The organism is Candidatus Pantoea formicae (genome assembly GCF_011752625.1).
GTDB lineage: Bacteria > Pseudomonadota > Gammaproteobacteria > Enterobacterales > Enterobacteriaceae > Pantoea > Pantoea formicae.
Genome location: NZ_VWXD01000003.1, coordinates 344,691 through 369,460 on the forward strand (window position 1 = coordinate 344,691; position 24,770 = coordinate 369,460).

23 protein-coding genes are annotated in these 24,770 nt (G+C 52.7%); 10 read left to right on the forward strand and 13 right to left on the reverse strand.

Features of this window, described 5'->3' with window-relative positions; all coding sequences use genetic code 11:
• Window positions 1-22 precede the first annotated feature (22 nt).
• The 4 genes from F3J38_RS10330 to F3J38_RS10345 form a co-directional block, all read right to left on the reverse strand.
• Complete coding sequence (locus tag F3J38_RS10330) at window positions 23-1,393, reverse strand: nucleobase:cation symporter-2 family protein (protein WP_167137974.1); 1,371 nt, start codon at window positions 1,391-1,393, stop codon at window positions 23-25.
• A gap of 179 nt (window positions 1,394-1,572) precedes the next feature.
• Complete coding sequence (gene bioD / locus F3J38_RS10335) at window positions 1,573-2,274, reverse strand: dethiobiotin synthase (RefSeq protein WP_167137977.1); 702 nt, start codon at window positions 2,272-2,274, stop codon at window positions 1,573-1,575.
• A 105-nt stretch (window positions 2,275-2,379) separates the two neighbouring features.
• Window positions 2,380-3,597, reverse strand: a complete 1,218-nt coding sequence (gene mlc / locus F3J38_RS10340) for a sugar metabolism global transcriptional regulator Mlc (protein ID WP_167137980.1) — start codon at window positions 3,595-3,597, stop codon at window positions 2,380-2,382.
• A 134-nt stretch (window positions 3,598-3,731) separates the two neighbouring features.
• Window positions 3,732-4,628: a LysR family transcriptional regulator gene (locus tag F3J38_RS10345; RefSeq protein ID WP_167137983.1), complete on the reverse strand. Its 897-nt coding sequence runs from the start codon at window positions 4,626-4,628 to the stop codon at window positions 3,732-3,734.
• Between the two features lie 94 nt (window positions 4,629-4,722).
• Here F3J38_RS10345 and ynfM point away from each other — a divergent pair, with 94 nt between their 5' ends.
• The 3 genes from ynfM (at window position 4,723) to F3J38_RS10360 (ending at window position 7,949) form a co-directional block, all read left to right on the forward strand.
• Window positions 4,723-5,979: a multidrug efflux MFS transporter YnfM/SxtP(Kp) gene (gene ynfM / locus F3J38_RS10350; RefSeq protein WP_167137986.1), complete on the forward strand. Its 1,257-nt coding sequence runs from the start codon at window positions 4,723-4,725 to the stop codon at window positions 5,977-5,979.
• Window positions 5,980-6,144: 165 nt separating this feature from the next.
• The gene (locus F3J38_RS10355) at window positions 6,145-6,402 is read left to right on the forward strand and encodes a hypothetical protein (RefSeq protein ID WP_167137989.1); all 258 of its coding nucleotides are present in this window, start codon (window positions 6,145-6,147) and stop codon (window positions 6,400-6,402) included.
• A 362-nt stretch (window positions 6,403-6,764) separates the two neighbouring features.
• Window positions 6,765-7,949, forward strand: a complete 1,185-nt coding sequence (locus tag F3J38_RS10360; protein WP_167137992.1) for a sugar transporter — start codon at window positions 6,765-6,767, stop codon at window positions 7,947-7,949.
• Between the two features lie 59 nt (window positions 7,950-8,008).
• On the opposite strand, the gene bhsA is transcribed toward F3J38_RS10360, so the two are convergent.
• Complete coding sequence (gene bhsA, locus F3J38_RS10365; protein WP_167137996.1) at window positions 8,009-8,266, reverse strand: multiple stress resistance protein BhsA; 258 nt, start codon at window positions 8,264-8,266, stop codon at window positions 8,009-8,011.
• A 293-nt stretch (window positions 8,267-8,559) separates the two neighbouring features.
• Here bhsA and F3J38_RS10370 point away from each other — a divergent pair, with 293 nt between their 5' ends.
• A complete protein-coding gene (locus F3J38_RS10370) occupies window positions 8,560-9,213 on the forward strand; it encodes a TetR/AcrR family transcriptional regulator (RefSeq protein ID WP_167137999.1) in 654 nt (217 codons plus the stop codon).
• A gap of 43 nt (window positions 9,214-9,256) precedes the next feature.
• Here the strand turns inward: F3J38_RS10370 and rhaM are convergent, their stop codons facing one another.
• From rhaM to rhaB, 4 genes are read right to left on the reverse strand one after another with little or no spacing between them, the layout of a single operon-like run.
• Window positions 9,257-9,571 (reverse strand): L-rhamnose mutarotase, encoded by a 315-nt coding sequence (gene rhaM, locus F3J38_RS10375; RefSeq protein WP_167138002.1) that lies wholly within the window; start codon window positions 9,569-9,571, stop codon window positions 9,257-9,259.
• Complete coding sequence (rhaD, locus tag F3J38_RS10380; RefSeq protein ID WP_084934231.1) at window positions 9,561-10,403, reverse strand: rhamnulose-1-phosphate aldolase; 843 nt, start codon at window positions 10,401-10,403, stop codon at window positions 9,561-9,563. Before rhaD ends, rhaM begins: the two co-directional genes overlap by 11 nt.
• A 10-nt stretch (window positions 10,404-10,413) precedes the next feature.
• Window positions 10,414-11,670: an L-rhamnose isomerase gene (locus tag F3J38_RS10385; protein WP_167138005.1), complete on the reverse strand. Its 1,257-nt coding sequence runs from the start codon at window positions 11,668-11,670 to the stop codon at window positions 10,414-10,416.
• Window positions 11,654-13,135 carry a rhamnulokinase gene (rhaB, locus tag F3J38_RS10390; protein WP_167138008.1) on the reverse strand — a complete coding sequence of 494 codons (1,482 nt, stop codon included), beginning with the start codon at window positions 13,133-13,135 and terminating at the stop codon, window positions 11,654-11,656. Before rhaB ends, F3J38_RS10385 begins: the two co-directional genes overlap by 17 nt.
• 288 nt (window positions 13,136-13,423) lie before the next feature.
• Between rhaB and rhaS the strand changes: the two genes are divergently transcribed.
• Both rhaS and rhaR read left to right on the forward strand, forming a co-directional pair.
• The gene (gene rhaS, locus F3J38_RS10395; RefSeq protein WP_167138011.1) at window positions 13,424-14,245 is read left to right on the forward strand and encodes an HTH-type transcriptional activator RhaS; all 822 of its coding nucleotides are present in this window, start codon (window positions 13,424-13,426) and stop codon (window positions 14,243-14,245) included.
• A 14-nt stretch (window positions 14,246-14,259) separates the two neighbouring features.
• Window positions 14,260-15,126, forward strand: a complete 867-nt coding sequence (gene rhaR, locus F3J38_RS10400) for an HTH-type transcriptional activator RhaR (protein WP_167138014.1) — start codon at window positions 14,260-14,262, stop codon at window positions 15,124-15,126.
• A gap of 29 nt (window positions 15,127-15,155) precedes the next feature.
• On the opposite strand, the gene rhaT is transcribed toward rhaR, so the two are convergent.
• Window positions 15,156-16,190 carry an L-rhamnose/proton symporter RhaT gene (rhaT, locus tag F3J38_RS10405; protein WP_167138017.1) on the reverse strand — a complete coding sequence of 345 codons (1,035 nt, stop codon included), beginning with the start codon at window positions 16,188-16,190 and terminating at the stop codon, window positions 15,156-15,158.
• A 366-nt stretch (window positions 16,191-16,556) separates the two neighbouring features.
• Between rhaT and F3J38_RS10410 the strand changes: the two genes are divergently transcribed.
• The 3 genes from F3J38_RS10410 to aldA all read left to right on the forward strand — a co-directional run bounded on the left by F3J38_RS10410 (window position 16,557) and on the right by aldA (window position 18,629).
• Window positions 16,557-16,880, forward strand: a complete 324-nt coding sequence (locus F3J38_RS10410; protein WP_167138020.1) for a hypothetical protein — start codon at window positions 16,557-16,559, stop codon at window positions 16,878-16,880.
• Window positions 16,881-16,894: 14 nt separating this feature from the next.
• Window positions 16,895-16,993, forward strand: coding sequence for a YoaK family small membrane protein (locus tag F3J38_RS10415; RefSeq protein ID WP_167138023.1), 99 nt, complete (start codon window positions 16,895-16,897; stop codon window positions 16,991-16,993).
• 199 nt (window positions 16,994-17,192) lie between these two features.
• Window positions 17,193-18,629: an aldehyde dehydrogenase gene (gene aldA, locus F3J38_RS10420; protein WP_167138026.1), complete on the forward strand. Its 1,437-nt coding sequence runs from the start codon at window positions 17,193-17,195 to the stop codon at window positions 18,627-18,629.
• 714 nt (window positions 18,630-19,343) lie between these two features.
• Here aldA and F3J38_RS10425 read toward each other — a convergent pair.
• Entirely contained in the window at window positions 19,344-20,618 is a 1,275-nt protein-coding gene (locus F3J38_RS10425; protein WP_167138029.1) for an MFS transporter, read from the reverse strand.
• The gene (locus tag F3J38_RS10430) at window positions 20,615-22,036 is read right to left on the reverse strand and encodes a M20 family metallopeptidase (RefSeq protein WP_167138060.1); all 1,422 of its coding nucleotides are present in this window, start codon (window positions 22,034-22,036) and stop codon (window positions 20,615-20,617) included. Before F3J38_RS10430 ends, F3J38_RS10425 begins: the two co-directional genes overlap by 4 nt.
• Window positions 22,037-22,184: 148 nt before the next feature.
• Between F3J38_RS10430 and F3J38_RS10435 the strand changes: the two genes are divergently transcribed.
• The gene (locus F3J38_RS10435) at window positions 22,185-23,111 is read left to right on the forward strand and encodes a LysR family transcriptional regulator (RefSeq protein ID WP_167138063.1); all 927 of its coding nucleotides are present in this window, start codon (window positions 22,185-22,187) and stop codon (window positions 23,109-23,111) included.
• Here F3J38_RS10435 and F3J38_RS10440 read toward each other — a convergent pair whose 3' ends face one another.
• Window positions 23,112-24,707, reverse strand: a complete 1,596-nt coding sequence (locus F3J38_RS10440; protein ID WP_167138066.1) for an ABC transporter substrate-binding protein — start codon at window positions 24,705-24,707, stop codon at window positions 23,112-23,114.
• Between the last annotated feature and the right edge of the window lie 63 nt (window positions 24,708-24,770).

Genomic DNA, 24,770 nt, shown 5'->3' on the forward strand with positions numbered 1-24,770 from the left:
CAACGCTCGCACCGCCCCACCATCAGGGGTTTTCATTCACCGCATTGATCACCCGCTCATCACCCCGTTCCGATGGCAGCACAATATTCAATATCATAGCCAGAATGCCGCCTGTGGTGACAGCATGACCAAACAGGTTACTAACCAGCAGTGGGAACTGCTTCAGCACGTCAGGGACCGCCTCCACGCCCAAACCAATGCCAAAAGCGACTGCGACGATCAACATCTCACGGCGTCCCAGTGGCGATTGCGTCATCACGCGGATACCCGCCGCCACTACACTGCCAAACATCACCAACGTTGCTCCCCCTAACACGGGTGACGGAATCTGCTGTAACAGATTACCCACCACGGGGAACACCCCGAGCAGGACCAGAATCACACCAATCACCATGCCAACGTAACGACTGGCGACGCCGGTCATCTGAATGACGCCATTGTTTTGTGCAAAAGTCGTGTTGGGGAATGCAGAGAACATAGAGGCCAGTAGACAACTCACACCATCGGCAAGGATGCCGCCTTGTAACCGTCGCTGGAAATTCTCCCCGTTGATGGGTTGTTGTGAGATCAGACAGTTAGCCGTCAAATCGCCGACGGCTTCAATCACACAAATCACCGATACCAGCGCAATCGGCACGAAGATGCTCCAGTCAAAATCAAAACCGAAACGGAAAAATGAGGGCAGAACTAACCAACTGCTATGGGCGACGGATTTAATCGGCATATGGCCGGTCAGCGCTGCCGCCATGCAACCCACGGCGATACCGGCCACCACCGCCACCAGCCGCGTCCAGCGATTGTGTGAACGGTTAAGCACAATAATCACCAACAGTGTCAGCGCGCCCAGCGCCAAGTTGCCAGGTGCGCCAAAGTCCGTCGCATTATGGCCACCTGCCCAATCGGTGATACTGACTTTAATTAAGCTGATACCGATCAGTGAAATGACGGTACCGGTCACCACGGGTGTCAGCACTTTTCGCAATGATGCGACGCAGCGGCTTATCAGCATCGGAATAAATGCAGCGACCATATTACAACCCATGATCATCGCCATAATCTCTTCCGGTGAACCACCACGGGCTTTCACCATCAATCCGCCAGACAAAATGACGCCAAGGAACGCAAAACTGGTGCCTTGCAGACAAATCATGCCTGCACCTATGCCCATAAAACGGCGAGCCTGTAAGAACGTACCCAAGCCGGAAACCAGCAACGACATGCTAATAAGATAAGGAATGTAGGTCTGCAATCCCAACACTGAACCAATGATTAATGGCGGCGTGATAATACCCACCACGCTCGCCAGTACATGCTGGAGAGCAGCGAAAAATGCAGGCACTGGACCAATGCGGGCTTCTAGCCCATATAACAAACCTTTTTGAGATGGCGACATACAGATGCTCCGACAGATTATTCATCAGTGATGCTGATGCATGAATCACGCCATTGCGTCGTTGATATCAAAAATTGGTATGTAAAACTATGATTAGTAGATGATTTATTAGTAATGCCGGCGCAGCTGAATCCGAAACCTTAGATTCAGCCTTGCACCATTTGCATCACTTTGTTTCATCATGCTGCAGGTTTTGCACTCTGAGCGTGCGGTGTAGGTTCATTCAGTAAGGAGATATCCAGATACCCACTAAGGTCACGTTGTTCCGCGCGCGGGAGATATGGCAATTCGCCGAGCAATGGTGCCGCGAGTTTTTCACGCAGAACATCAATAATTTCAGCGTAGTGCGCCAGCCCTGGGTTAATACGGTTTGCCACCCAACCAATAAAGGGCAAACCATCACGGGCGATGGCATCCGCTGTTAATAAAGCATGGCTGATGCAACCCTCTTTTATCCCTACGACCAACACGACCGGCAGCTTCTCCTGTTGAACCCACTGCGAGAAAGGCTGCATATCGTTCATTAGGCTGCGCCAGCCGCCCGTCCCTTCTACGACCACGCGGGCAGCGCGTTCCTGCAAGGTATGCAGACCGCGACTCAACAAGGGATAATCAATGCGTACCGCCGGACTGGTACTGATTTCGTCCTCTTCTAACGTGATCGGATTCACTGCGTGATACGCCAACTCCAGACCGGAAGCCTGTTGTAACAGCAATGCATCTTTATTACGCAGTCCGTCAGGTGTAGATTGCGCGCTCTTAGCAACAGGCTTATAACCTGCTGCACAAAGGTCTGCCTTGGCAAAACACTGTAACAACGCGCGTGACACAACGGTTTTACCCACCGCGGTGTCGGTACCGGTGACAAAGATTGTTTTCACCTTCTTCCTCCTTCAATAAAGCGATGTGTAAGCTGTGAAGAAGGCAGTTTAAGGAAATGTTTCTCGTGGCAGATTGCGTTAGCGCAAACTTAAGGCGAGCTGGGGTTATCCTTGCAACAGTTTCACCAGTAAATGGCCGCTATAGAGGGAATCTTTGATTAACGCCGCCGCGCCATGTGTGCCGGGATCGCTAAAACTGGTTGGCGTTAGCTGAATCTCATGACTGTAGGCAGGGAGTGCCTGCTGGCGAATGGTGCTGCTCACGGCAGGAAACAGCACATCTGCTGCCTGATTGAGCGGAGAACCAATAAGAATTTGTTGTGGATTAAAGATATTCACCATCATCGCCAATATGCGTCCCACATGATGGCCCACACCGGCGATCACATCGCGAGCCAGTCTATCGCCCTGCCGTGCCGCTTCACACAAACTGGCGATAGTCAGTGGAGACTGATGCAGTAAGCTATCCGGCTGCGAGGGTAAACGCTGCGCAGCCAGTTGCAGCAAACTGCCGGTACTGGCTACGGTCTCCAGACAGCCATGATTACCGCAATAACACTGCTGCCCGTAAGGATCAATTTGCGTATGGCCGATTTCGACCAGCGCGCGTCCACGCTTATGCAATAGCTGCCCACCGCTAATGACGCCGGCTCCCACCGTTTCGTCGATGACAATCTGAATAACATCTTGCGCCCCACGTGAAGCACCAAACAACGCTTCTGCTAGCGTCCAGGCGGAAATATCGTGCTGAACAAACACCGGCAAACCGGTAAGTGTTGAGAGTGTCTCTCCGAGTGGCATCTCTTGCACGTCATAGCCCGGCATACGATGCACCACCCCGGTAGCGGCATTAATCAGTCCGGGCAGCGTGATGGCAATTGCGGTTAAACGTTCAAGTTTGCTCTGATGGCGAATGAAAAAGTCATTGACCATATCCTGCAAGGTTTTTAGCAGCGGCTGGTCTGAACTGGCTGGCAATGGCAGTCGATCTTCCTGCAACGCGCGACTGCTGAGATCGCGTAATGTGAGGGTGATCTGCCCTGGTTGAATGCGCATAGCAAGATAGTGCCAGGCGAAGGTATCTAGCACCAAACCAATCGCTGGCCGTCCACGACTGCCTGGCTCTTGAAACTCGGTTTCCTGCACCAAGTGCGCATCTAGCATTTCACGCACGATCTTGGTGATGCTGGCGGGCGCCAGTTGGGCACGCTTAGAAAGCTCAATACGTGAAATCGGGCCGTAATGATCAATCAGTCGATAAACCACACCTGCGTTGGTCTGTTTTATTTGGTCAATATGGCCAGGCTGACTGTCCAGATTCACGCCCTCTCCCGGATATTTTCGCGCTTCTAAATAAACAGCAGCTATGGTGATGCAGATTGGCAGGCAGCGTCAAATATTTGATTAGAAATGTGATTTATCGCACATAAAGATCGCGCCATTGTTCGCCAATAGATTTAAATCTCCGCACTGCGCAGCATCAGCTGCATCATATTACGCATTTGAGCACTGGGTTCGCGCACCGCAGACCAGACCAACCAAACTTCAGAAATCGCATCACTCTCCTGTAACGGGACCCACACCACGTCGGCAAGCCGCGCACGTCGAAACGAGGCGGGTAGGATCGACACACCGAGGCCCGTCGCCACCAAGCCAAGAATGGTCATCGCTTCTCCGACTTCCTGAGTAATGAAGGGTTTGATTTGATAACGGTGCAGCAACGCCAGGGTTTCGCTATACAGCGCGGTGCCGCCTTGCGGATCAAAAAACACAAAAGGTTCGTTGGCGAGCGCCTGAATGGAAATTGACTCCGCATCGGCAAGGGGATGCGCCCAGTGAACTAAGGCGCAAAGGGGTTCACGCAGCAGCACACGGTGTTGCAAATCACTGGGCAGCGGTGTGTTACGCATCACGCCTAAATCAAGCCGACCTTCATGCAGCGGTGCTAACTGCTGTCGCGTGTTGTTCTCTTGCATCTGGATGTGCACTTCAGGCCAGCGTTGGCGGAACTGGTAAAGCGCATCAGATACCAAACCGGTAAACGGAGCGGAGGAGGTAAAACCAATGCGCAACTCACCTTCCTGTCCGCTATGTACGCGTGCAGCACGCCCCGCAGCTTGTTCGACTTGTAGCAGAATCGCACGTGCATCTTGTAAAAACAGCTGCCCAGCAGGCGTGAGCTGCACGCTGCGATTGGTTCGCGTGAACAGCTGAGCACCGATTTCGTGCTCAAGTTGTAGAATTTGCTGGCTAAGTGGCGGCTGAGAAATATTCAGGCGCTGCGCCGCGCGGCCAAAATGCAGTTCTTCCGCCACGGCAATGAAATAGCGTAAGTGGCGCAACTCAACATTCATACTTTAAACGTCTCATTTGAGATTATTAATATATTGTACAACCTATTCTCACTTTCCTACAGTGAACAGACTGATTCTATAGAGAGGATTTTCCGTGAGTCGCTCTTCCCAGGCTGTGATACTTGATGAAGACGAGTTGTCCGCCAAGCCTGCTACAACTGCAACCCCTTCAGAATGGATTGAACGCGGATCGCCGCAGTTTATGCGTGTTACACTGGCCCTGTTTTCCGCCGGGTTAGCCACCTTCGCACTGCTGTACTGCGTACAACCGATTTTACCCGTGCTTTCTCAACAATTTGGCGTATCACCCGCTGAAAGCAGTATTTCGTTATCTCTCTCAACGGGATTGATGGCGCTGGGATTGTTGTTCACAGGCCCGCTCTCCGATGCCATTGGCCGTAAATCCGTGATGGTAACGGCATTGATGCTGGCGGCCATCTGCACACTCATCTCTGCGATGATGACCAGTTGGCAAGGCATTTTGCTGATGCGCGCCCTGATTGGCCTGTCGCTCAGCGGCGTGGCAGCGGTCGGCATGACCTACCTCAGTGAAGAGATCCATCCGCGTGTGATTGCCTTTTCAATGGGCCTTTACATCAGCGGTAATTCAATTGGTGGAATGAGCGGACGCTTATTAACGGGTGTACTGACGGATTTCTTCTCATGGCGCATCGCCATTGGTGTTATCGGCTGTTTCTCCTTGGCGGGTGCATTGATGTTCTGGAAAATATTGCCCGCGTCTCGCCATTTCCGACCTGCGTCATTGCGACCTCGTAGTTTAGTCATCAACTTCCGCTTGCACTGGCGGGATAAAGGCTTGCCTTTCCTGTTTGCTGAAGGGTTCCTGTTGATGGGCGCGTTCGTCACGTTGTTTAACTACATCGGCTACCGTTTACTGAGTGCGCCATGGTCATTAAGCCAGGCGGTGGTGGGATTGCTTTCAGTGGTTTATCTGACAGGATCCTGGAGTTCACCGAAAGCCGGCGCGATGACCAGTCGATTTGGTCGGGGCCCGGTCATGATTGGCGCGACAGCCATTATGCTGGTAGGCTTACTGCTTACCGTGGCGAATTCCCTTTGGGTGATTTTGCCAGGCATGATGCTGTTTACCGCCGGTTTCTTTGCTGCACATTCGGTAGCCAGTGGCTGGATTGGACCTCGTGCTCGTCGCGCAAAAGGCCAGGCTTCGTCACTTTACCTGTTCAGTTATTACGTGGGTTCTAGCGTGGCAGGAACCCTAGGCGGCGTCTTCTGGCACAATTACGGCTGGATGGGCGTGACCGGATTTATCAGCGTATTGCTGGTACTGGCATTAATTGTCGGCTGGCGTTTACAGTGCCGTAAACTGTAATACCTTTCATCTATTCTCGGGGGCCAGTCGGCCCCCCTGCTCATCAAAGCTCATAAAACTGGGCGGTCCGTTAGTTCCATATAAAACAAAGCGGGAATTGGCCGCTATAATTCATTCTATTCCAACAATAGTTAGACTTTTTTTTCACAGCAATGAGGGCGTTAGATGGAACTCTATTATTACGTCGATAAACAAGCAGGCTATAACGACAACCATGTGGTACATGCTACGGGCTGCCCCTTCCTTCCCTCTGATGGTGCGCGGCGCTTTCTCGGCACTTTTTACACTCCAACAGCCGCGATTCAACAAGCGAGAAAATTTTATACCAGCGCGTTAGGGTGCGAGCATTGCTGCCCGGTATCGGTAAAAAAAAACCTGACGACTCAGAATAGCGTGGCGCTAAAACACATGGAGAGACTCTGATAATGCTGGCCTAACATTGGCGTAGCGCTTAAGGAGTGTCGTTAAGCACGACTGTCACATCGTTCTAATACAGAAACAGTCGGCTTAATTATCGCTGGATCTTAATGCGTTACGCTGAGTTTGATTAAGCCTAGCGATAATCGATATTGAGCCACTCGGTGGCTGTAGCCAAGAAAGCAAGAAATGATAATAACCTCAGGCTATTAACTCAGAGGTTAGCGATAAAAAATATTCAGGAATAAAAACCCTATTAACGGTTTTCATTCGCTCATTAATGCTCCACAATAGCGTCAATTTGTGACCCAGGTCACCTTAACGGGTGCATTTACCCCCTCACTCGCCGTCAAATCGATTTGAACTCCATGCAACCAACCACCGTCTCACGTAAAACAGCCTGGCTACGCGTCGTCTTGCTGGCTATTGCTGCTTTTGTCTTCAACACCACAGAATTTGTGCCCGTCGGACTGCTGTCGGATATTGCAGCCAGTTACGGCATGAAAACCGCAGATGTCGGCATCATGTTAACCATTTATGCCTGGGTCGTCGCACTGCTGTCCCTGCCGCTGATGCTGTTAACCCGTAACATCGAACGGCGGTTCTTGCTGGCGGTGCTTTTCATCTTGTTTATTGCCAGTCATGTACTCTCATCCGTCGCGTGGGACTTCACTTCACTGGTCATTTCCCGCATCGGTATTGCGCTGGCGCATGCCGTGTTCTGGTCCATCACCGCATCGCTGGCCATTCGTGTCGCCCCTGCGGGTAAGAAAACCCAGGCACTCAGCATGCTGGCAACCGGAACCGCGCTGGCCATGGTGCTAGGGGTGCCGATCGGACGTATCGTTGGCCAGTATCTAGGTTGGCGTACCACCTTCGGCATGATTGGCTTATCCGCCTTGGTACTGTTAGTGCTGTTGATTCGCATTCTGCCGCGTTTACCCAGTGAGCATACGGGTTCACTGAGCAGCGTACCGATGCTGTTCCGTAGGCCTGCACTGGTCGCGATGTATATTCTGGTCACGGTTGTCGTTACTGCTCACTACACCGCTTACAGCTATATCGAACCTTTCATGCAGGTGGTGGCGAACGCCGATGAGAATTTCACCACACTGTTGCTACTGCTCTTTGGGTCTGCCGGTATTATCGGCAGCGTGTTGTTTAGCACCTTGGGCAATAAATTTCCTTCGGCCATGCTTCTAACGGCCATCGCCATTATCACACTGAGTATGGGCCTGCTGGTCTTTGCCGCTGTGCGCCCAGCCGCGATCACCCTGCTATGCATTTTGTGGGGAATGGCGATGATGATGATTGGTCTGGCCATGCAGGTGCGTGTGCTGTCTCTGGCACCCGACGCCACTGATGTTGCGATGTCTCTATTTTCAGGGATTTACAATATTGGGATTGGAGCGGGAGCCCTGTTGGGTAATCAGGTCAGCTCGCACATGAAAATGTCAGATGTGGGTAACGTGGGTGGATTGATCGGTTTAGCCGCTCTGCTCTGGTGCATTACCATTTTTCGCCGCTATCCCCAATTACGTTCGAACGGTTAACGTCCTATAACCAGGGGCACACTCAGTGCGCCCCCGCGCCTTTCAATGCGCATCGGTCATTAGTTATAAATTACCGCTGTGCCATTTAGCTTGTTGTTGCCAGAGGTCGAAGTGATGCGGAACGACTTTGCTCCTGCAGCATTCGCCTTTTCCGATAGTTGGTTCTCCAAAGATGTCAGATTGGTGCTACCTGATGCGCTAATCACGCCAATTTGTTGCTGGTTCAGCGGGGCCTGATTCACTAATTCAGCAGCCATGCTACCAAACGCGATTGAAGACAGTGCTACAGCGGCCAGTGTCATTTTGATGCTTTTCATGATCGTCTCTCTTATGCAGATGAAATGGGTCGGTCGAATTAAGTTAACAACCGTTAATTAAATGCTAACGCCGAGATAGCCTGTTCGTCAATCATTTTATTAACGACCATTATTTTAATCGAAAGTGGCGTGATTATGGGCTTCGCAGCCCTTTTTCACTTATCCATTTGAGTGCATCCCCTGCGCCAAGGCACAAACGGCTAAAGTGCCTTAAACGAAAAATCCGCTGCGCTTGCATCTTTATTTAATGATCGGTAATTTAATTGCATGTTTTACACACAGTGAGGTGCGCTATGACGGAAGTCACTGACACACTTAGTCGTAAATCACGTGGGCGACCAAAAGTGTTCGACCGTGAGGATGCGCTAGATAAAGCATTAATGCTGTTTTGGGCGCATGGTTACGAAGGGACATCGCTGTCTGATCTGGTGGAAGCCACGGGCGCGAAAGCACCGACGCTTTATGCTGAATTTGAGAATAAAGAGGGCTTGTTCCGTGCCGCAATGCAGCGCTATATCGAGACCTTCAGTGCACAGCGAAACGCGGTGCTGGATGATGAATCGCGCGATGTAAAAAGTGCTATCGAGGCTTATTTCCGCGCCACCGCAGCCTGTTTTACTGAATGCGATAAGCCTGCTGGCTGTTTCTTTATCTGCACATCAAGTGCGCTGTCATCAGGCTCAGAAGAGATCGCGCACATGCTTGCACAACAGCATCATGCTCAGGAACGAGCATTAAAGCAGTTTCTTGAATTGCGACAGCAGCGGGGGGAATTACCCCAATGCGCAGACAGTGCTACATTAGCCAGTTTTTTAGCCTGCCTGTTACAGGGGATGTCAGTGCGGGCCCGTGAAGGTGCCACACGGGATGATCTCGACGGGATTGTTAATACACAGATGGCAATCTGGCCAGCTTTGGCTGGGTATTGTGAACTGAACAAAGATTAAAGTTAGGCGCACGCTCTCGGTGCGCCCCTCTTCTCAATCGGCATTACGCCATGTAAAACATGGGTTTCAAGGCGGCACTCACTGGGCTGTTATCCGCATTGGACGGCATCAGGTCTTTCATTGATGCCCACCAGCGTTGACAGACTTCCGTTTTTGCCACCGCCTCCCAACGTGCTTCCGATTCAATTTCTACGCTGGCGAACAGCAAATTGCGTTCAGCATCCAGCCAAATCGCGTAGTGCTGCGCGCCATGAGATTTTAACGTTTCTGCCAACTCAGGCCAGATGGGAGAGTGCCGACGCAAATACTCATCATGGCAATGCGCATGCACTTGCATCACGAAGGCTTTACGCAACATCACTACGCTCCGCTTGCAACGCCGCAGGCCAAGGCTTCACGCCAAAACGTTCTCCCAATGCCACCAGCTGGTCGGTAGTGATACTTTGACGAATACCGCCCATCGACAAGGCTTTTACCACGACTTCCGAGGATTTCTCAGCGGTATCGATCAGACCGAAGGTTTCATCCAGGTTTGGACCCGCACCAAATATTCCGTGGAATGGCCACATCACCAGGCTGTGTGAAGCCATGGCATCGGCGGTTGCCTGACCAATCTGGTCGGTGCCTGGCACCATCCAAGGCAGGATGCCAACACCATCCGGGAATACCACCAGGCACTCGGTACTTCCTTCCCAAAGCAGTCGGGTGAAACGGGCGGAATCTAAATTCACCACATAACTCAGCGCCATAAAGTTAGTGGCATGGCAGTGCATGATTACCCGGTCTACGCCATTCGAAACCTGCTTGCGGACGCTGTGCGACTGGAAATGTGCAGCCAGCTCAGAAGTGGGTAAACCGCCATTGCTCAGCCCCCAATGAATTTTATAGGACAGCCCTTTGTCATCCACTTGCAACAGCGCCAGACAGTCCGCAGGGTCGAGCTGAACATTACGGAAAAACTTGCCCGATCCCGTCACTAAAAACCAGTCATTTGCCAAAGCTGGCGCGGGTTTCGTCAGTTCAATACAACGGGGTTCGGCATAAAAATCGGCCGACCAAGCCTGTGCCTCTTCCGGCAGCAACCGCAAACTGACATTACCGCCGTTACGTTCATCCCAGCCTTTCAACCACATATCGCTGGTCGCTTTGACCATGCCCTGAACAAAGGTGGAGGAGAGAATATTTTGCATGCTGTTTCCCTTAACGTAGACGCAGTGTTTGTTGTTCATAATGACGGACGTCGCTCAACCAGCTGGCATCAGCGGGCACATCATGGCGCAAGCACCAGGCCTCCCACACCGCCTGCCAGGGCAGTGATTTCTGTTCTTCTAATAGTGCCAGGCGGGCGGTGTAGTCCCCTTCCAGCTCAAGCTTGCGCAGTTGGTCGCTGGGTTCAAGCAATGCGCGCAGTAGCGCTTTCTTGGCGTTACGCGTCCCGATGACCCAAGCGGCAATACGGTTGATGGAGGCATCAAAGAAGTCCAATCCGATATGGACTTTGTTGAACAGCTTGTGACGCGCGATTTCATTAGCAATGGCCTGCGTTTCATCATCCAACAGCACCACGTGATCGCTGTCCCAACGTACTGGGCGGCTGACATGCAGCAGCAGACGTGGCACATAAAGCATGGCGGTAGAGATTTTGTCGGAGATGACTTCCGTTGGATGGAAATGCCCAGCATCCAGCGTCAGTGCTGTTTGACGGCTCGCGGCATAGCCGAGGCAAAATTCATTGGATCCCACCGTGTAGCTCTCAGCCCCAATACCAAAAAGTTTGCTCTCTACCGCATCGATATGATGATTAGCATCGAGTTTTTCACTGATGACTTCATCTAATGCGCTGGCCAGGCGCTCACGCGGTGCCAGGCGATCAATGGTGATGTCTTTCATGCCATCGGGCACCCAGATATTCATCACCGATGGCGTACCCAGCTGTTCGCCAAAATGCGCCGAGATACGGCGGCTGGCCTTGCAGTGGTCGATCCAGAATTGACGAATGCCTTTGTCCGCATGTGACAGCGTAAAACCGTCTGCGCTCAGCGGATGAGAGAAGCAGCTTGGGTTAAAGTCCAGCCCCAGCTTGTGGGTTTTCGCCCACTCTACCCAGTTGCTAAAGTGCTTGGGTTCAATGGCATCGCGCTCCACCGGTGTGTCACTTTCCAGATAAATAGCGTGCAGATTCAGGCGTTTTGCGCCAGGGATAAGCGACATCGCTTTCTCAATATCGGCACGCAATTCATCGGCGTTACGCGCCCGACCGGGATAGTTACCGGTGGCTTGAATCCCCCCCGTCAGTTCGCCGTTAGGGTTTTCAAAACCTCGGACATCATCTCCCTGCCAACAGTGCATTGACACGGGAATCCCATCCAGTTGCGCCATAACCTGCTCAACGTCGATACCTGATGCAGCGTAGCGTTGTTTCGCCAGTTCATAGGCCTGTTCAATCAGCTTTGTCATAAGCAAGTTCCTTAGCAGGTTGGCTCAGCGCTGCAAAACGTGCCTGATGGGCCGCAAAGACGCTGGAGCAGTGAGGTTCAAAGGTGGTTAATGGAAAATTTTGGTTAATGCAGCGACGCAAATCGGCCACATCACGCAGTTCACCTAACGCAATCAGCTGGCATCCGACATTACCGAGCGTTGAAGCTTCAATCGGCCCGGCTAAAACGGGTAGCTGGCAGGCATCAGCACATAACTGATTTAAAAGTGGATTTTGACTCCCCCCACCCACCACGTGCAGTTGGCGTAAGGGTACGTTGCGCAATTGGCTAAGCTCGCCGAGGACCTGCCGATACAGCAGCGCCAGGCTATCGAAGATGGTTCGGGCCAGTGCTGCAGGGGTTTGCGGGATAGACATATGCTGTTCAGCGCAGGCATTCTGAATCTCCTGCACCATACTGATCGGATTGATAAAACGGTGGTGATTAGGGTTAATCAGTGCAAGGCATGCTGACTGCTGCTGCGCTTCAGCGATCAGCGCACAAAGGTCGGTAATATGCAGTTCGTCACACACACGCTGGAGCAGCCACAATCCCATGATGTTCTTGAGTACCCGATAGCCTTCTGCTCCGCCTTCATTAGTGATATTGGCGTTCAGTGCAGCACGGCTGGTGCAAGGTTGCAGACTCTCAATGCCCATTAATGACCAGGTCCCGGAACTGAGATATGCAGCATCATCGTTCATCAAAGGGGTGGCGAGAACCGCGCTGGCGGTGTCATGTGTCGCCACGGCAACAACCGGAATGGCGTTGCCACGGCTGTTTATCCACTCTCCCACTTTGTTGCCTGGCGCTGAGGGTTTGCCAAACCAGGCGGCGTCCACGCCAGCCCAACTAAGCAGGTCTTTATCCCATTCACCGGTTTCGATGTTGAGCAACTGCGTGGTCGTGGCGTTGGTGTACTCCCAATTCATCTTTCCTGTCAGGCGATAGTGCAAGTAGTCCGGAATCATCAGTGCGTGTTTGACCTGCGCTTGCCAGTCAGGCTGTTGCTGGTGAAGCGCACGTAACTGATAGAGTGTATTGAAGGGCAGAAACTGGATGCCGGTGCGCTGATAAATTGCCTCTCTCCCCAACTCATCCATGGCTTGTGCCATTTGCCCCTCGGTGCGCTTGTCGCGATAACTCACGGCTTCACCGACACGCTCACCCTTGGCATCCAACAGCACCAGATCAACGCCCCAGGTATCAATGCCAATACTGTCTGGCACGATGCCTTCTTCATCCAGCTGCGCTAATCCAGCGCGAATCGCCCGCTCCAACGCATCAAGGTCCCAGCAGTCGTAACCGGCTCGGCGCACACGTTGATTGGGAAAGCGACACACTTCGCGCAAGCTAATGTGCTGGTTGGCTGAGCTCCATTGCGCGAGCATCACGCGTCCGCTGGATGCGCCTAAATCAATGGCAACAATGTTACGCATACTCATGGCGTTTCTTCCTGTGATGAGATGCTTCTAGCCTATAAATCCTCGGACGCGACGACCTTCCCCTTACTGCCAGCGCGTGAAAGTGGCTGGCAGACTGGCAAAGATGATCGTGAGAAAGCTCACAGAACTGGTTTGAGTTAGAGTTGTGAGCTTTACCGCATTTCTATCAAACACTTGGCTAATCTTGAATAAATCGCCATTTTCCTGCACTGGACGGTTCAAAATTCAAGGTAAGGTGCGGTCCGCCTGAGTAGACTCGGTTGCAAAGTTGTTAATGAGGGGCGCATCATGACCATTTTACACAGTGCTGATTTCTTTCCTGAAGGAAACTACGCGATTGCGATTGAGCCACGCGTGCCGCAACAGGCGTTTCCCGAGCATCATCATGATTTCCATGAAATTGTGCTGGTCGAGCAAGGGTCCGGCATCCATGTTTTTAACGGTCAGCCCCAGACGTTATGTGCAGGTTGTGTGTGTTTTGTACGCGACCACGATCGTCATCTTTACGAGCAAACCGATAATCTTTGCCTGACCAATGTGCTGTATCGCAGTCCGGCGGCTTTCCGCTTCCTTTCTGGTTTACAGTCACTGTTACCGGGTGATGAAGATGGCAACTATGCTTCGCACTGGCGTATCAACCAGCGAGTCATGGCGCAGGCACTACAGATCGTGACGCAGATGAAACAGCAGGACGTTTGGTCACTTGAACGCCAGGCGCATCAGGAGCAACTTTTTTTACAACTGCTGGTGCTATTGCGCCAAGCCAGTCACAACGAGCACGCGCAGGATCAGGAAGCGCGGCTGCATCGGTTGCTCGACTGGCTGAATGAACACTACAGTGAAGACATAGCGTGGGAGGCACTGGCCGATCGTTTTTCACTCTCGCTACGCACGCTACATCGCCAAATGAAGCAGCAAACGGGCAATACGCCTCAGCGTTATCTGAATCGGCTACGTTTGCTGCAAGCACGGCATTTATTGCGTCATAGTGATATGCGTATAACGGACATCGCCTATCAGTGTGGATTTGGTGACAGTAACCACTTTTCCACGCTGTTCCGGCGGGAATTTGGCTGCGCGCCCCGAGCGGAGCGCCAGCAGATGATGTAACTGGAGCCACTCTTATGTCGCTGATTTTGACGCGCGAAGATTACTTCCCGGCCACCAATCTTCCGATTGCTGTGGCCGAACGTATGCCGCAACCCTCCTTCCCACCGCATCGCCATGAATTCAGTGAAATTGTGATCGTATGGCGCGGCAACGGCTTGCACGTGCTGAACGATCGCCCTTGGCTGATTACCTGTGGCGATGTGTTTTATATCCGCGACAATGACTGCCACAGTTACGACAGCGTGAATGATTTGGCCCTCGATAATATTCTTTACTGTCGCGATAGCTTTCACTTGAGCCTGGACTGGAGCCAACTGCTGCCGCCCGAAGACGCTGATGCACCGGGCTGCTGGCGCCTCACCACGCGCGGCATGGCATTGGCGCGCGGCGTCATTAGCCAGCTGGAGCGGGAAAGTCGCAAAAGCGATTCGTTGTCGATTCAACTCTCTGAAGCGCTTTTTCTACAGTTGGCGCTGATACTGCGCCGACACGGCTATGCTGCTGACCGACCATGGGCGCTGCCGGAAGGAGAACAACTCGATTTATTGATGTCTGCCTTACAGGGCGCGTTACACCGCCCCTTCGACCTGGCTACGTTTTGCCAGCAAAACCAACTCAGCGAGCGAGCGCTAAAACACCTTTTTCGCCAGCAAACCGGCATGACGGTGGGACACTATTTACGCCAGTTACGTTTATGCCAGGCAAAATATTTACTGCGTACTCAGGATTGTTTAATCAGCGAAGTAGCCGCACGCTGTGGCTTTGATGACAGTAACTATTTTTCAGTGGTCTTTACGCGGGATACGGGGTTGACGCCGAGTGCGTGGCGCCAACGTTTTCTGCCACAGCGAGCCCCCCTCTCTGACAGGGAAAAAGCCTGACGCACCCTGCGCCAGGCAGGTTGTTTCTGTTAGTTAGCCATGCCTAAGCCAACAATGTTGGCCGCGATGATAATCACCACACACCCCAGAGACAGCACACGCACTGGCCGTTGCCCCACGGCTTTCCACTCTTTGAGAATCAGGCCCACCAAACCTCCACACAGCACATACAGGCTCATGTGTAGCATCCAGCTAACGAAATCATACTGTGGCGGGATTTTCGCGTGGCCCCATGCGTAGAAGAAGAACTGTAAATACCACATCGTTCCGCCCAGCACAGCGAAAGCCACGTTAGCGATGAGCATCGGTTTTGCCACGGAAAAGTCGCGACGAATCGAGAGCTCAGGTTTCACCGCCAAACGGATGAAGCAGAATGCGAGGTTAACCAGTGCACCACCGCCCATGATCACCACATAACTTGGCAAGGCCACATACAGCGGGTTGATCCCCAGATTAGCGGCCGCTTCATGCATAGGTTTCGCCGCATCCATGGCAAACGACATACCGGCAGAGAAGATGCCACAGAGCACCGCCAGCACCAGCCCTTTCTTGAGGTTAAACTCTTCGGCGTTAATACCTAAGGCACGCTCTTTTAACAAACCGGCACGCGAGACGATCGCGACACCAATCAACGCCACCAGTACACCTAACAGGGTCATCCGGCCACCCGGCGAGCTGAACAGCTCAACGAAGCGGCCTTGTAACAGCGGCGTCATCAGCGTACCTACCACCAGCGTAATCCCGATGGCGATGCCTATGCCCATCGACATCCCGAGATAGCGCATGGTCAGGCCATAGTTGATGTTGCCAATGCCCCACATGGCACCAAACAGAAACACCGGTAACAGCTGTGAAGCACTAAAACTGCCGTAGTAAGCCCAGAAGTTAGGGAGCAGCACCGCGCTCACCGCCCAAGGCAGGATCAGCCACGACATCACGCCGCCCACTGACCACATTGTTTCCCATGACCACTTTTTTACCTGCTTAAACGGAGCATAAAAACATGCGGCACTGGCGGCACCCACCAGATGCCAGAAAATACCGGCAAGAATGGCACTGTTCATTGTTATTCCTTCGTAAGGTTGAGGCCCACAGGAAACTGGCAGTCTCCCGATTACTGGCAGTCTACGGCGTGCTGCTTTTCATCAGCCTTTGAATGGCTGCCGGAAAGCGCAAAGGGCTGGCAAAATCAGGCGGGTTTTCAACATAAGGATCACAAATTCACCTTTGCAGGCATTACAGCGGTTAATTTTTATAAGTCGCTTATTATTCTCGATATTTTTAATTTTTGTTGTGTTGATCAACACAGTTTTTGACTGACTGCCAACATGCTGAGTAACATGGCACTCACACAAAGCCACCCGGTTTGTTTCCTCCAGGCGCACTAAATCCGTTTAACGCCGGGAAAATCATCGGAACGAAGGATTGAGATGAATACCAAAAGGCTGACGCTATTACTGTCACAGCCCGTGAGTCGCGTAATGTTGGATGACATTCGCGCCATCGTACCGCCGCAGGCATTGAACGTTTTCATCAATGGATTGGATGAGGATCGTTATGCCACGCTCGACTGTATTCAGAGTGAAGAGACCTGCGCCTTACTGGCATCCGCGATTGTGGTGTGGCGTCAACTCGGGCACATCCACAGTATTCACTATCAGAAAGGTGAGCATCTGCGGCAGGTGGATGACGCCACACAGTTTCAACTGTTTAGTATGATGAAAACACACCGCGCTATTGTCCAACTCGCTTAACACTCAGGATCATTATGAAAATCGGAATACTTTTCCCTATTGCCATTATTATTGCTGGCGTCAGTTTCCTTGCCTGGTTTATTGCCAGCGGCGCGGTAATGCCGGGTTCCTGACTTTTCAGAACAATACCTTATCTGCGCTAACCCGCTGAATGCGCGGCATTTCGCCAGGAATGCTGCGTTCAACGTGCTGTTCTTCCCTTCTCTGCCATCCCGTCATCTGCGTTGGCAATGACAAAAAGGTGCTACACCTTGATCTGTTTCACTCTGCATTTCACACAATGTTAACGAAACCGATCGCGGAGCCCTACAGATGACAACACACCATCAACATTATATTAATGGCGCGTTTGTGGCCGATCAGCATGACAAGTGGATTGAGGTGATCAATCCCGCAACTGAAGCACTGCTGTCACGTATACCAGAAGGCACAAAGCACGATGCAGCACAGGCGATTGCCGCCGCCGAAGCGGCACAACCGGGATGGGAAGCCCTGCCAGCCATTGAGCGTGGCAACTGGTTACGTAAGATCGCAGCGGGTATTCGCCAGCATGAGCCTGAGCTTACCGCCACGATTGTGGCAGAAGGCGGTAAAACGCAGGGGCTGGCGCAAACGGAGGTGCTGTTTACGGCCGATTACCTGGAGTACATGGCGGAGTGGGCGCGTCGTTATGAAGGCGAAATCGTTAACAGCGATCGCCCGAATGAAAATATTTTCGTGTTTAAGAAAGCGATTGGCGTCACGACCGGCATACTGCCCTGGAATTTCCCCTTCTTCCTGATTGCGCGTAAAGCCGCCCCAGCACTGGTGACCGGCAATACTATCGCCATCAAACCCAGCGAATTAACCCCCAATAATGCCGCCATTTTTGCGCAGATCATTCATGAAATCGGTCTGCCTAAAGGGGTGATCAACTTTGTGTATGGCTATGGCCCGGAAGTAGGACAAGAACTGGCGGCTAACCCGACGGTTGGCTTAGTCAGCTTGACCGGCAGCGTCGGTGCCGGTATCGCCACCATGCAGGCCGCCGCCAAGAATGTCACGAAAGTGTCGCTGGAGCTGGGCGGTAAAGCGCCAGCCATTGTCATGGATGACGCTGACTTGGATCTGGCCGTAAAGGCGATCGTGAGCTCTCGTGTCATCAATACTGGGCAGGTCTGCAATTGTGCCGAACGTGTTTACGTTCAAGAAGGCATTTATGACCGTTTCATCAGCGCCCTTACTGCGGCAATGAAGCAAGTGAAGTTCGGTAACCCGGCGGAACAAACCGATATTGATATGGGGCCTCTTATCACCGAAGCCGCACTGGGACGCGTGGAGAAGAAAGTCGCCAATGCGGTGGCTGAGGGCGGCAAAGTGGTGCTGGGTGGCAAACGTGTTGGCGGTAAAGGTTTCTACTTTGAACCCACGATCATCACGGGTGTACGTCAGGAAATGGAGATCATGCAGGAGGAGATCTTTGGCCCAGTGTTACCAGTGATGGCGTTCAAAACGCTGGACGAGGCCATTGAATTGGCCAACGACTGCGAATATGGCCTGACCTCATCGATTTATACTCAGAATCTCAACACCGCGATGATTGCCTTGCGCAAGCTGAAGTTTGGCGAGACCTACATTAACCGCGAGAATTTCGAGGCGATGCAAGGGTTCCATGCAGGATGGCGTAAGTCGGGCGTTGGTGGTGCCGATGGCCGTCACGGGCTGGAAGAATACTTGCAAACACATGTGGCGTATTTGCAGTTCTCGTAAAATCGAACCGGTGCGCATTCATGCGTAGCGGTTGCTTAAATAATTTTATATGTCGTAATGCTTGTCAGTTAAGCATTGGATGATAACGCAGTCTGGTGCCGTTCTGGGGCTGACGGTACAGGTGATAACGCAGTCTGGTGCCGCTCTGGGGCTGGCTGTCCTCGCGCCGCTCACGCGGTACCTTCACTTCACTCGTCCGCCTGACGGACCGGTGCAGACGGGACTTTCCCTGTCCCGGCTGCACCTTTCGCCAGCATCCATGCTGGCTCTCCTGGCTTCCTCATTCCGTTCAGCGCTGCGAAATGCCATCCCCAGAGCGGCACCAGCCTGCTTGCTAACTTCCGTTTACGCTGTTGGAGAGGGCTCGATGGTGAAGACTTTAGCGTTTTTACTGCCACAAAGGGCACCGTGTCTGAGGCCACAGCGCCTCTGATGCTGCAAGGGCTATTCGCAGCGCTGAGGCGGAGACGTTGTGCCAGGAGCCAGGCGCAGGGATGCGACAGGCAGTTCGGGTAGGCCAGGACGGCCGTACCCGAACGTTCCGGCCGGCACGACGTTGCAGCCGAGGGCACCGCGCAGCGGCGCGAGGACGGCCCGGCAGCGGCAGAGGTGCTGTGGCCCGCCAGAAAACGCGCATAAAAAAAGGCCGCCACTACGAGAATATGGCAGCCTCCATTAGCTAACAGCATCACGCCTTAAAGTGCGCCCCGATCGTTAACTGACGCGCTTCTGGCTGCGAATTAATGCCAGTCCGCTTAGCACCGACATTGCCATCAAATAATACCCCGGTGCCAAACTGGTGCCGGTGGCGTTAATCAACAGCGTACAAATCAAAGGCGCAAAGCCACCAAACACCGTGACCGCCACGTTATAACTGATCGCCATTCCACTGGCGCGTGTACCAATTGGGAACAGATCGGCCATCACTGAAGGCACCGTCGAGAAATAAATCGATTTTAGCAAGGCCATCCAGCCCACCAGAATAATCAACGTGGTGGGCGTTGGGTGATTCACCACCAAACTAAACGCCGGATAGATGGTGACGATCAGCAAAATCAGCGAACCCCACATCAGTGGTACACGTCCAACGCGCTCCGCACACAGCCCCATAATCGGCGTGACCACCGTCAGGATCACCCCCGCCAGCAAGGTCGCGGCAAAAGCGGTTGAGCTTGGCAAATGCAGGTTTTTAGTCGCATAAGTTGGCACATAATTCAGCATGTAGTTGACTGCTGTTGAGATGACCATCAGACCAATGGCCAGCAACATTAGCTCTTTCTGGCGACCAAACAGGCGCTTAAGCGGTGCAGCTTCAGGTTGCTGTGCTTCGAAACTGGCAGGCTCATGCACGTGGCGACGAATGTAAATCCCCAAAGGACCAATCAGCAGACCGAATGCGAAGGGAATACGCCAGCCCCACTCCTGAATCTGACTCTCAGTGAGAATCTGTGTTAACCCCAAGCCAAACGCTGAAGCCATCAAGGTACTTGCACCTTGCGTAGCGAACTGCCAACTGGCGATAAAGGCTTTACGTTCGGGGAAATGCTCAACCAGAAATGCCGTCGAGCTACCAAACTCGCCGCCAGCGGAGAAGCCCTGAATCAGACGTGCCAGCAGTACCAACAAGGGGGCGATCAACCCAATACTTTCGTAGCCAGGCATAAAGGTAATGATCGCGCCGCCCAGCATCATCAGATTGATGGATAACAACAACGCCTTTTTGCGGCCGTGACGATCGGCATAATTACCCAACACAATGGCACCTAGCGGGCGAATCAGGAAAGAGACGCCGAAGCTGCCAAACGTTAACAGCATTGAAACGGATGCATCGCTGGTAGGGAAAAACACATGCGCAATGTAATTGGCAAAAAAGGCATAGACCGCGATGTCGAACCATTCCAACGCGTTGCCGATACAGGTGGCAAACAGGGTTTTATGCAAATTGGGTTTGCTGACGTTCAATGAGGCGGCGGTGTTGTAGCTGCTCATACCGCACCTCCCGCGTGTTGACGGTGTTTAGCAATCAACGCTTCACCCTGCTCACCCAGATCCCACAATAATCGGGTCATGATTTGCAGCCCTTCGCGGGCAATCGATTTCAGCATGTGCTCATTCACACCATGCTGACCGCACGCAGGATAGGAGTGTGGCACCCACAACGTCGGCAGACCGAGAATGTCCGAGAACACCTCATTCGGCAATGAACCACCCAGATTTGGTAACAGTGCGGGTTTCTTGCCGCTGGTTTCGGCCATGCTCGACAGCACCCAATCCACCAGCGGATCGGTAGGATCCAGTCGGGTAGCCGGTGATCCACGCATAAACTCCACTTTCACATAACCAAAGCCATGCTGTGCCAGATGTTCGCTCACGTGATGCGCAAGGTTTTGCCAGTCGGTGCCGACAACAAAGCGCAGCTGGCACACCGCCGTGGCTTCACCCGGAATGGCGTTCATGGGACGCGCGGGATTGCCCGTCAAAAACGACAACACTTCCAGCGTATTCCAACCATACAAGCGCTCAGTCGGTGTTAATGCAGGTTCGCCCCAGTTCACATCGATATCAGGGTCGCCCGGCATGCCACCGACTTCGATATCACTGAGGATGTCACGCACCTGCTGAGTCAGGGAGTCAGGTTTCAGTGCCTCAACCTGCAATACGCCTTGTGCGTTAACCAGCGAAGCAATGGCATTCGCCAACTGTGTGCCTGGATTGGTCAGCAAGCCGCCCCAGTTACCAGAGTGATAGGCATTATCGCGGGCATTGATCGTCAGGCGGAAATTCACCGCACCGCGCGATCCAAGAAAGAGTGTCGGTCTAATCGCATTCAGACGCGGACCGTCAGAGGCGATGAACAGGTCAGCCTGCAACAAATCACCGTGCTGCTGGCAAAGCTGCGCCAGACCCGGTGAGCTAATCTCTTCACCCATCTCAAACAGCATTTTGCAGTTGAAACCGAGGTGCCCACCTCGCGCATGGAAAATATGCTCCAGCGCCGCAAGGTTGACGCAGTGCTGACCCTTATTGTCCGCACTTCCACGCGCGTACCAGCGGTCACCCTCTTCCACTAACTGCCAGGGAGATAACCCTTCGCGCCAGTTTTCATCATCACCAAAGACCACATCGCCATGGCCATAGCTGAGCAAGGTCGGCAATGCAGGATCTTCAATGCGCACGGCCACGAGGAAGGGACGATGCGCAGCTTCCGTATTCTCAATAAAATGCAGCGTAAAACCCAGTGCAATTAACTGGGGTCCAATCTCATCCTGTAAATAACGCTGCAATTCACTGTCGCGATCCTGGCGCTGACTTTCGGTGCGCTGCGCCACGCGTCGCGCCAGTATCCGATGAAATTCCCCGCTATCAAACCAGGCTGTCGCCTGTTGTACCGCTTGTTGTGCTGTCATGTTTGCTTATCTTTTATTGGATTTTTAGTTCTGACATCTTTGCCGAAACGCTGCTTTGCCACAATTATCAATTTATCGAGTATAATTTGCTTTAAAAGCAAAGCTTGATTGCCCATTTTCGAGGCATGCACCAGTTTGAGGCACCCCTATGTTAAGCAATGAAATCCGCTATTTTCTCGCTGTCGCTAACAGTGGTTCGCTGAGCGCAGCAAGCGAGCAGTTGTTTGTTGCGGTATCGGCAATCAGTCGGCAAATCCAGCGACTGGAAGCGCAAGTCGGTGTGCCTCTGTTTGAGCGTCATGCGCGCGGTATGGTGCTCAATGAAGCTGGGGAAATTTTCGCGCACCACGTGCGTAAAAACATGCTGGATATGGAGTATGCGCTGGCGGAAATTAAAGGCCTGAAAGCGGTGCGTCGCACGTTGATTCGCGTCGCCTGCACCGATGGCTTAGCTTTCACGCTGCTGCCTCGCATGATTGCCGATTTTCGCGCAGAGAACCCTGGCGTGCTCTTTGATATCAAAGTAGCGAGTACGCAAGGCGTGGGTGAACTCTTACGCAGCGGTGAATGTGATGTCGCGCTCCAGTTTAGCTTGCACGCTGAACGTGGAGTGGATGTACTCGGTTCCTGGCCCGCCCCGGTTCTGCTGGTAATGCATCAGTCACATCCACTGGCTGATGCACCGCAGGTGACGTTGAGCGATATCAACCCCTACCCGCTGGCATTGCCGCAGCAAAATACCACAGTGCGCCAGCTCTTTGAGCTAGCCAGCCATATGAGCGGTAATCTGGTCGAGCCGGTGTTGACCTGCGATAACTTCTCAACGCTCTTTCACTTTCTGTTGCGCACCCCGTTAGCCGTCACGATTTGTAGCGCTTTTACGGTGTTACAGGAAGCAGAAGCGCACGGGCTCATTCTGCGCTCTGTCGCTATTGATCAATTAACTCAGCGCAATCTGCAGTTACAGGCGCAATCAGGGCGGCCCCGCAGTGCCGCCCTGAATGTGTTTCTTACGTTTCTCTTGCAGCAGTTAACCGCGCTAGAAGAACCTCTACGTCAATACTGGAAACCCTGATCAGTTCTTGATATCCACAGGGTAGAAGATGTGTTTGCCAAAGGGATCAACCGTGTAGCCGCTGACCGTTTTACGGACCGGCTCGAATATTGTCGAATGGGCAATCATCACCGCTGGCATCTGGTCATGCATGATTTGCTGCGCTTGCAGGTAAAGCGCGACACGCTTGTCATGATTCTGCTCGGCTCGTGCTTCGGTGATAATTTTCTCAAACGGCTGATAGCACCATTTTGACGAGTTAGAGCCGCCGTTAGCCGAAGTGCAGCTATAAAGCGGGCCAAAGAAGTTGTCCGGATCGCCGGTCGCTGTGGTCCAGCCCATCAGTGCGGCCTGATGCTCACCCCCCTTCACGCGTTTGAGGTATTCACCCCACTCGTAACTCACAATGTTGGCTTTGATGCCGACCTGTGCCCAATCCGCCTGAATCATCTCTGCCATACGTCGTGCATTCGGGTTGTATGGGCGCTGAACCGGCATGGCCCACAGTGAGATTTCGGTGCCAGGTTTAATACCGGCTTCCTGTAACAGCGCTTTCGCTTTTTGCGGATCGTAATCGTAATCTTTCAGGTCCTTATCCGCACTCCACACGTCCGGTGGCAGAATATTTTTCGCCACGGTGCCGGTGCCTTTGAAAATGGCGTCGATAATTGCCTGTTTGTTGATGGCCATCGCCAGCGCCTGGCGGACTTTAACGTTATCCAGCGGGGCTTTGGTGGTATTGAATGACAGGAAACCCGTGTTGAGCCCGGATTTCTGCTCCAGGGTCAAATCCGGGTTACTGCGCATCTTTTCGAGATCGGCCGGGTTTGGGAACGGCATCACCTGGCACTCATTTTTTTCCAGCTTGGCATAGCGCACCGAGGCATCAGGCGTGATGGAGAAGACGATGCGGTCCAGTTTCGCTTTGCCCTGCCAATAATCAGGGAAGGCTTTGTAGAGGATGCGAGAGTCTTTCTGATACTGAACCAACTCGAAAGGCCCGGTGCCAATCGGCTCCATGTCCACCTTCTCCGGCGTACCCGCTTTCAACATCTGATCGGCATATTCGGCAGAGTGAATTGACGCAAAATACCAGCCTAAGTCAGCCAGGAACGGGGCTTCGGCGTGCGCCAGGGTGATGCGTACCGTATTGTCATCAACCTTCTCAATATTCTTGATCAGCTTCGACAACTCCAGGCTGTCGAAATTGGTGTAGTTTCCGCCAGAGACGTTGTGGTACGGGTTCTTAGGATCCATTTGGCGCATGAAGGAAAAAATCACGTCATCCGCATTCAAGTCACGTGAAGGTTTGAACAGTTTGTTGCTCTGAAACTTCACTCCCTTACGCAAATGGAAGGTGTAGACCGTGCCGTCAGGGCTGATATCCCAGCTCTCTGCGAGGCTGGGGATCAATTCAGTCGTACCGGGTTTGAAATCGACCAAACGGTTGAAAACGGGCACTGCACTGGCGTCTACGCTGGTGCCGGAAGTATAAAGTTGTGGGTTGAAGTTCTCCGGCGACCCTTCTGAACAATACACCAGCGTTTTCGCAGATACGCCACCTGCCAGCGCTAACCCCAATGCGCTGAGTGTGAACTTCATCATCATCTTTTTCATCGTTAACCTCGTTTTTATTGACTTCCATGAGCCAGTATCGGTATCTATTGATAAATAACATGA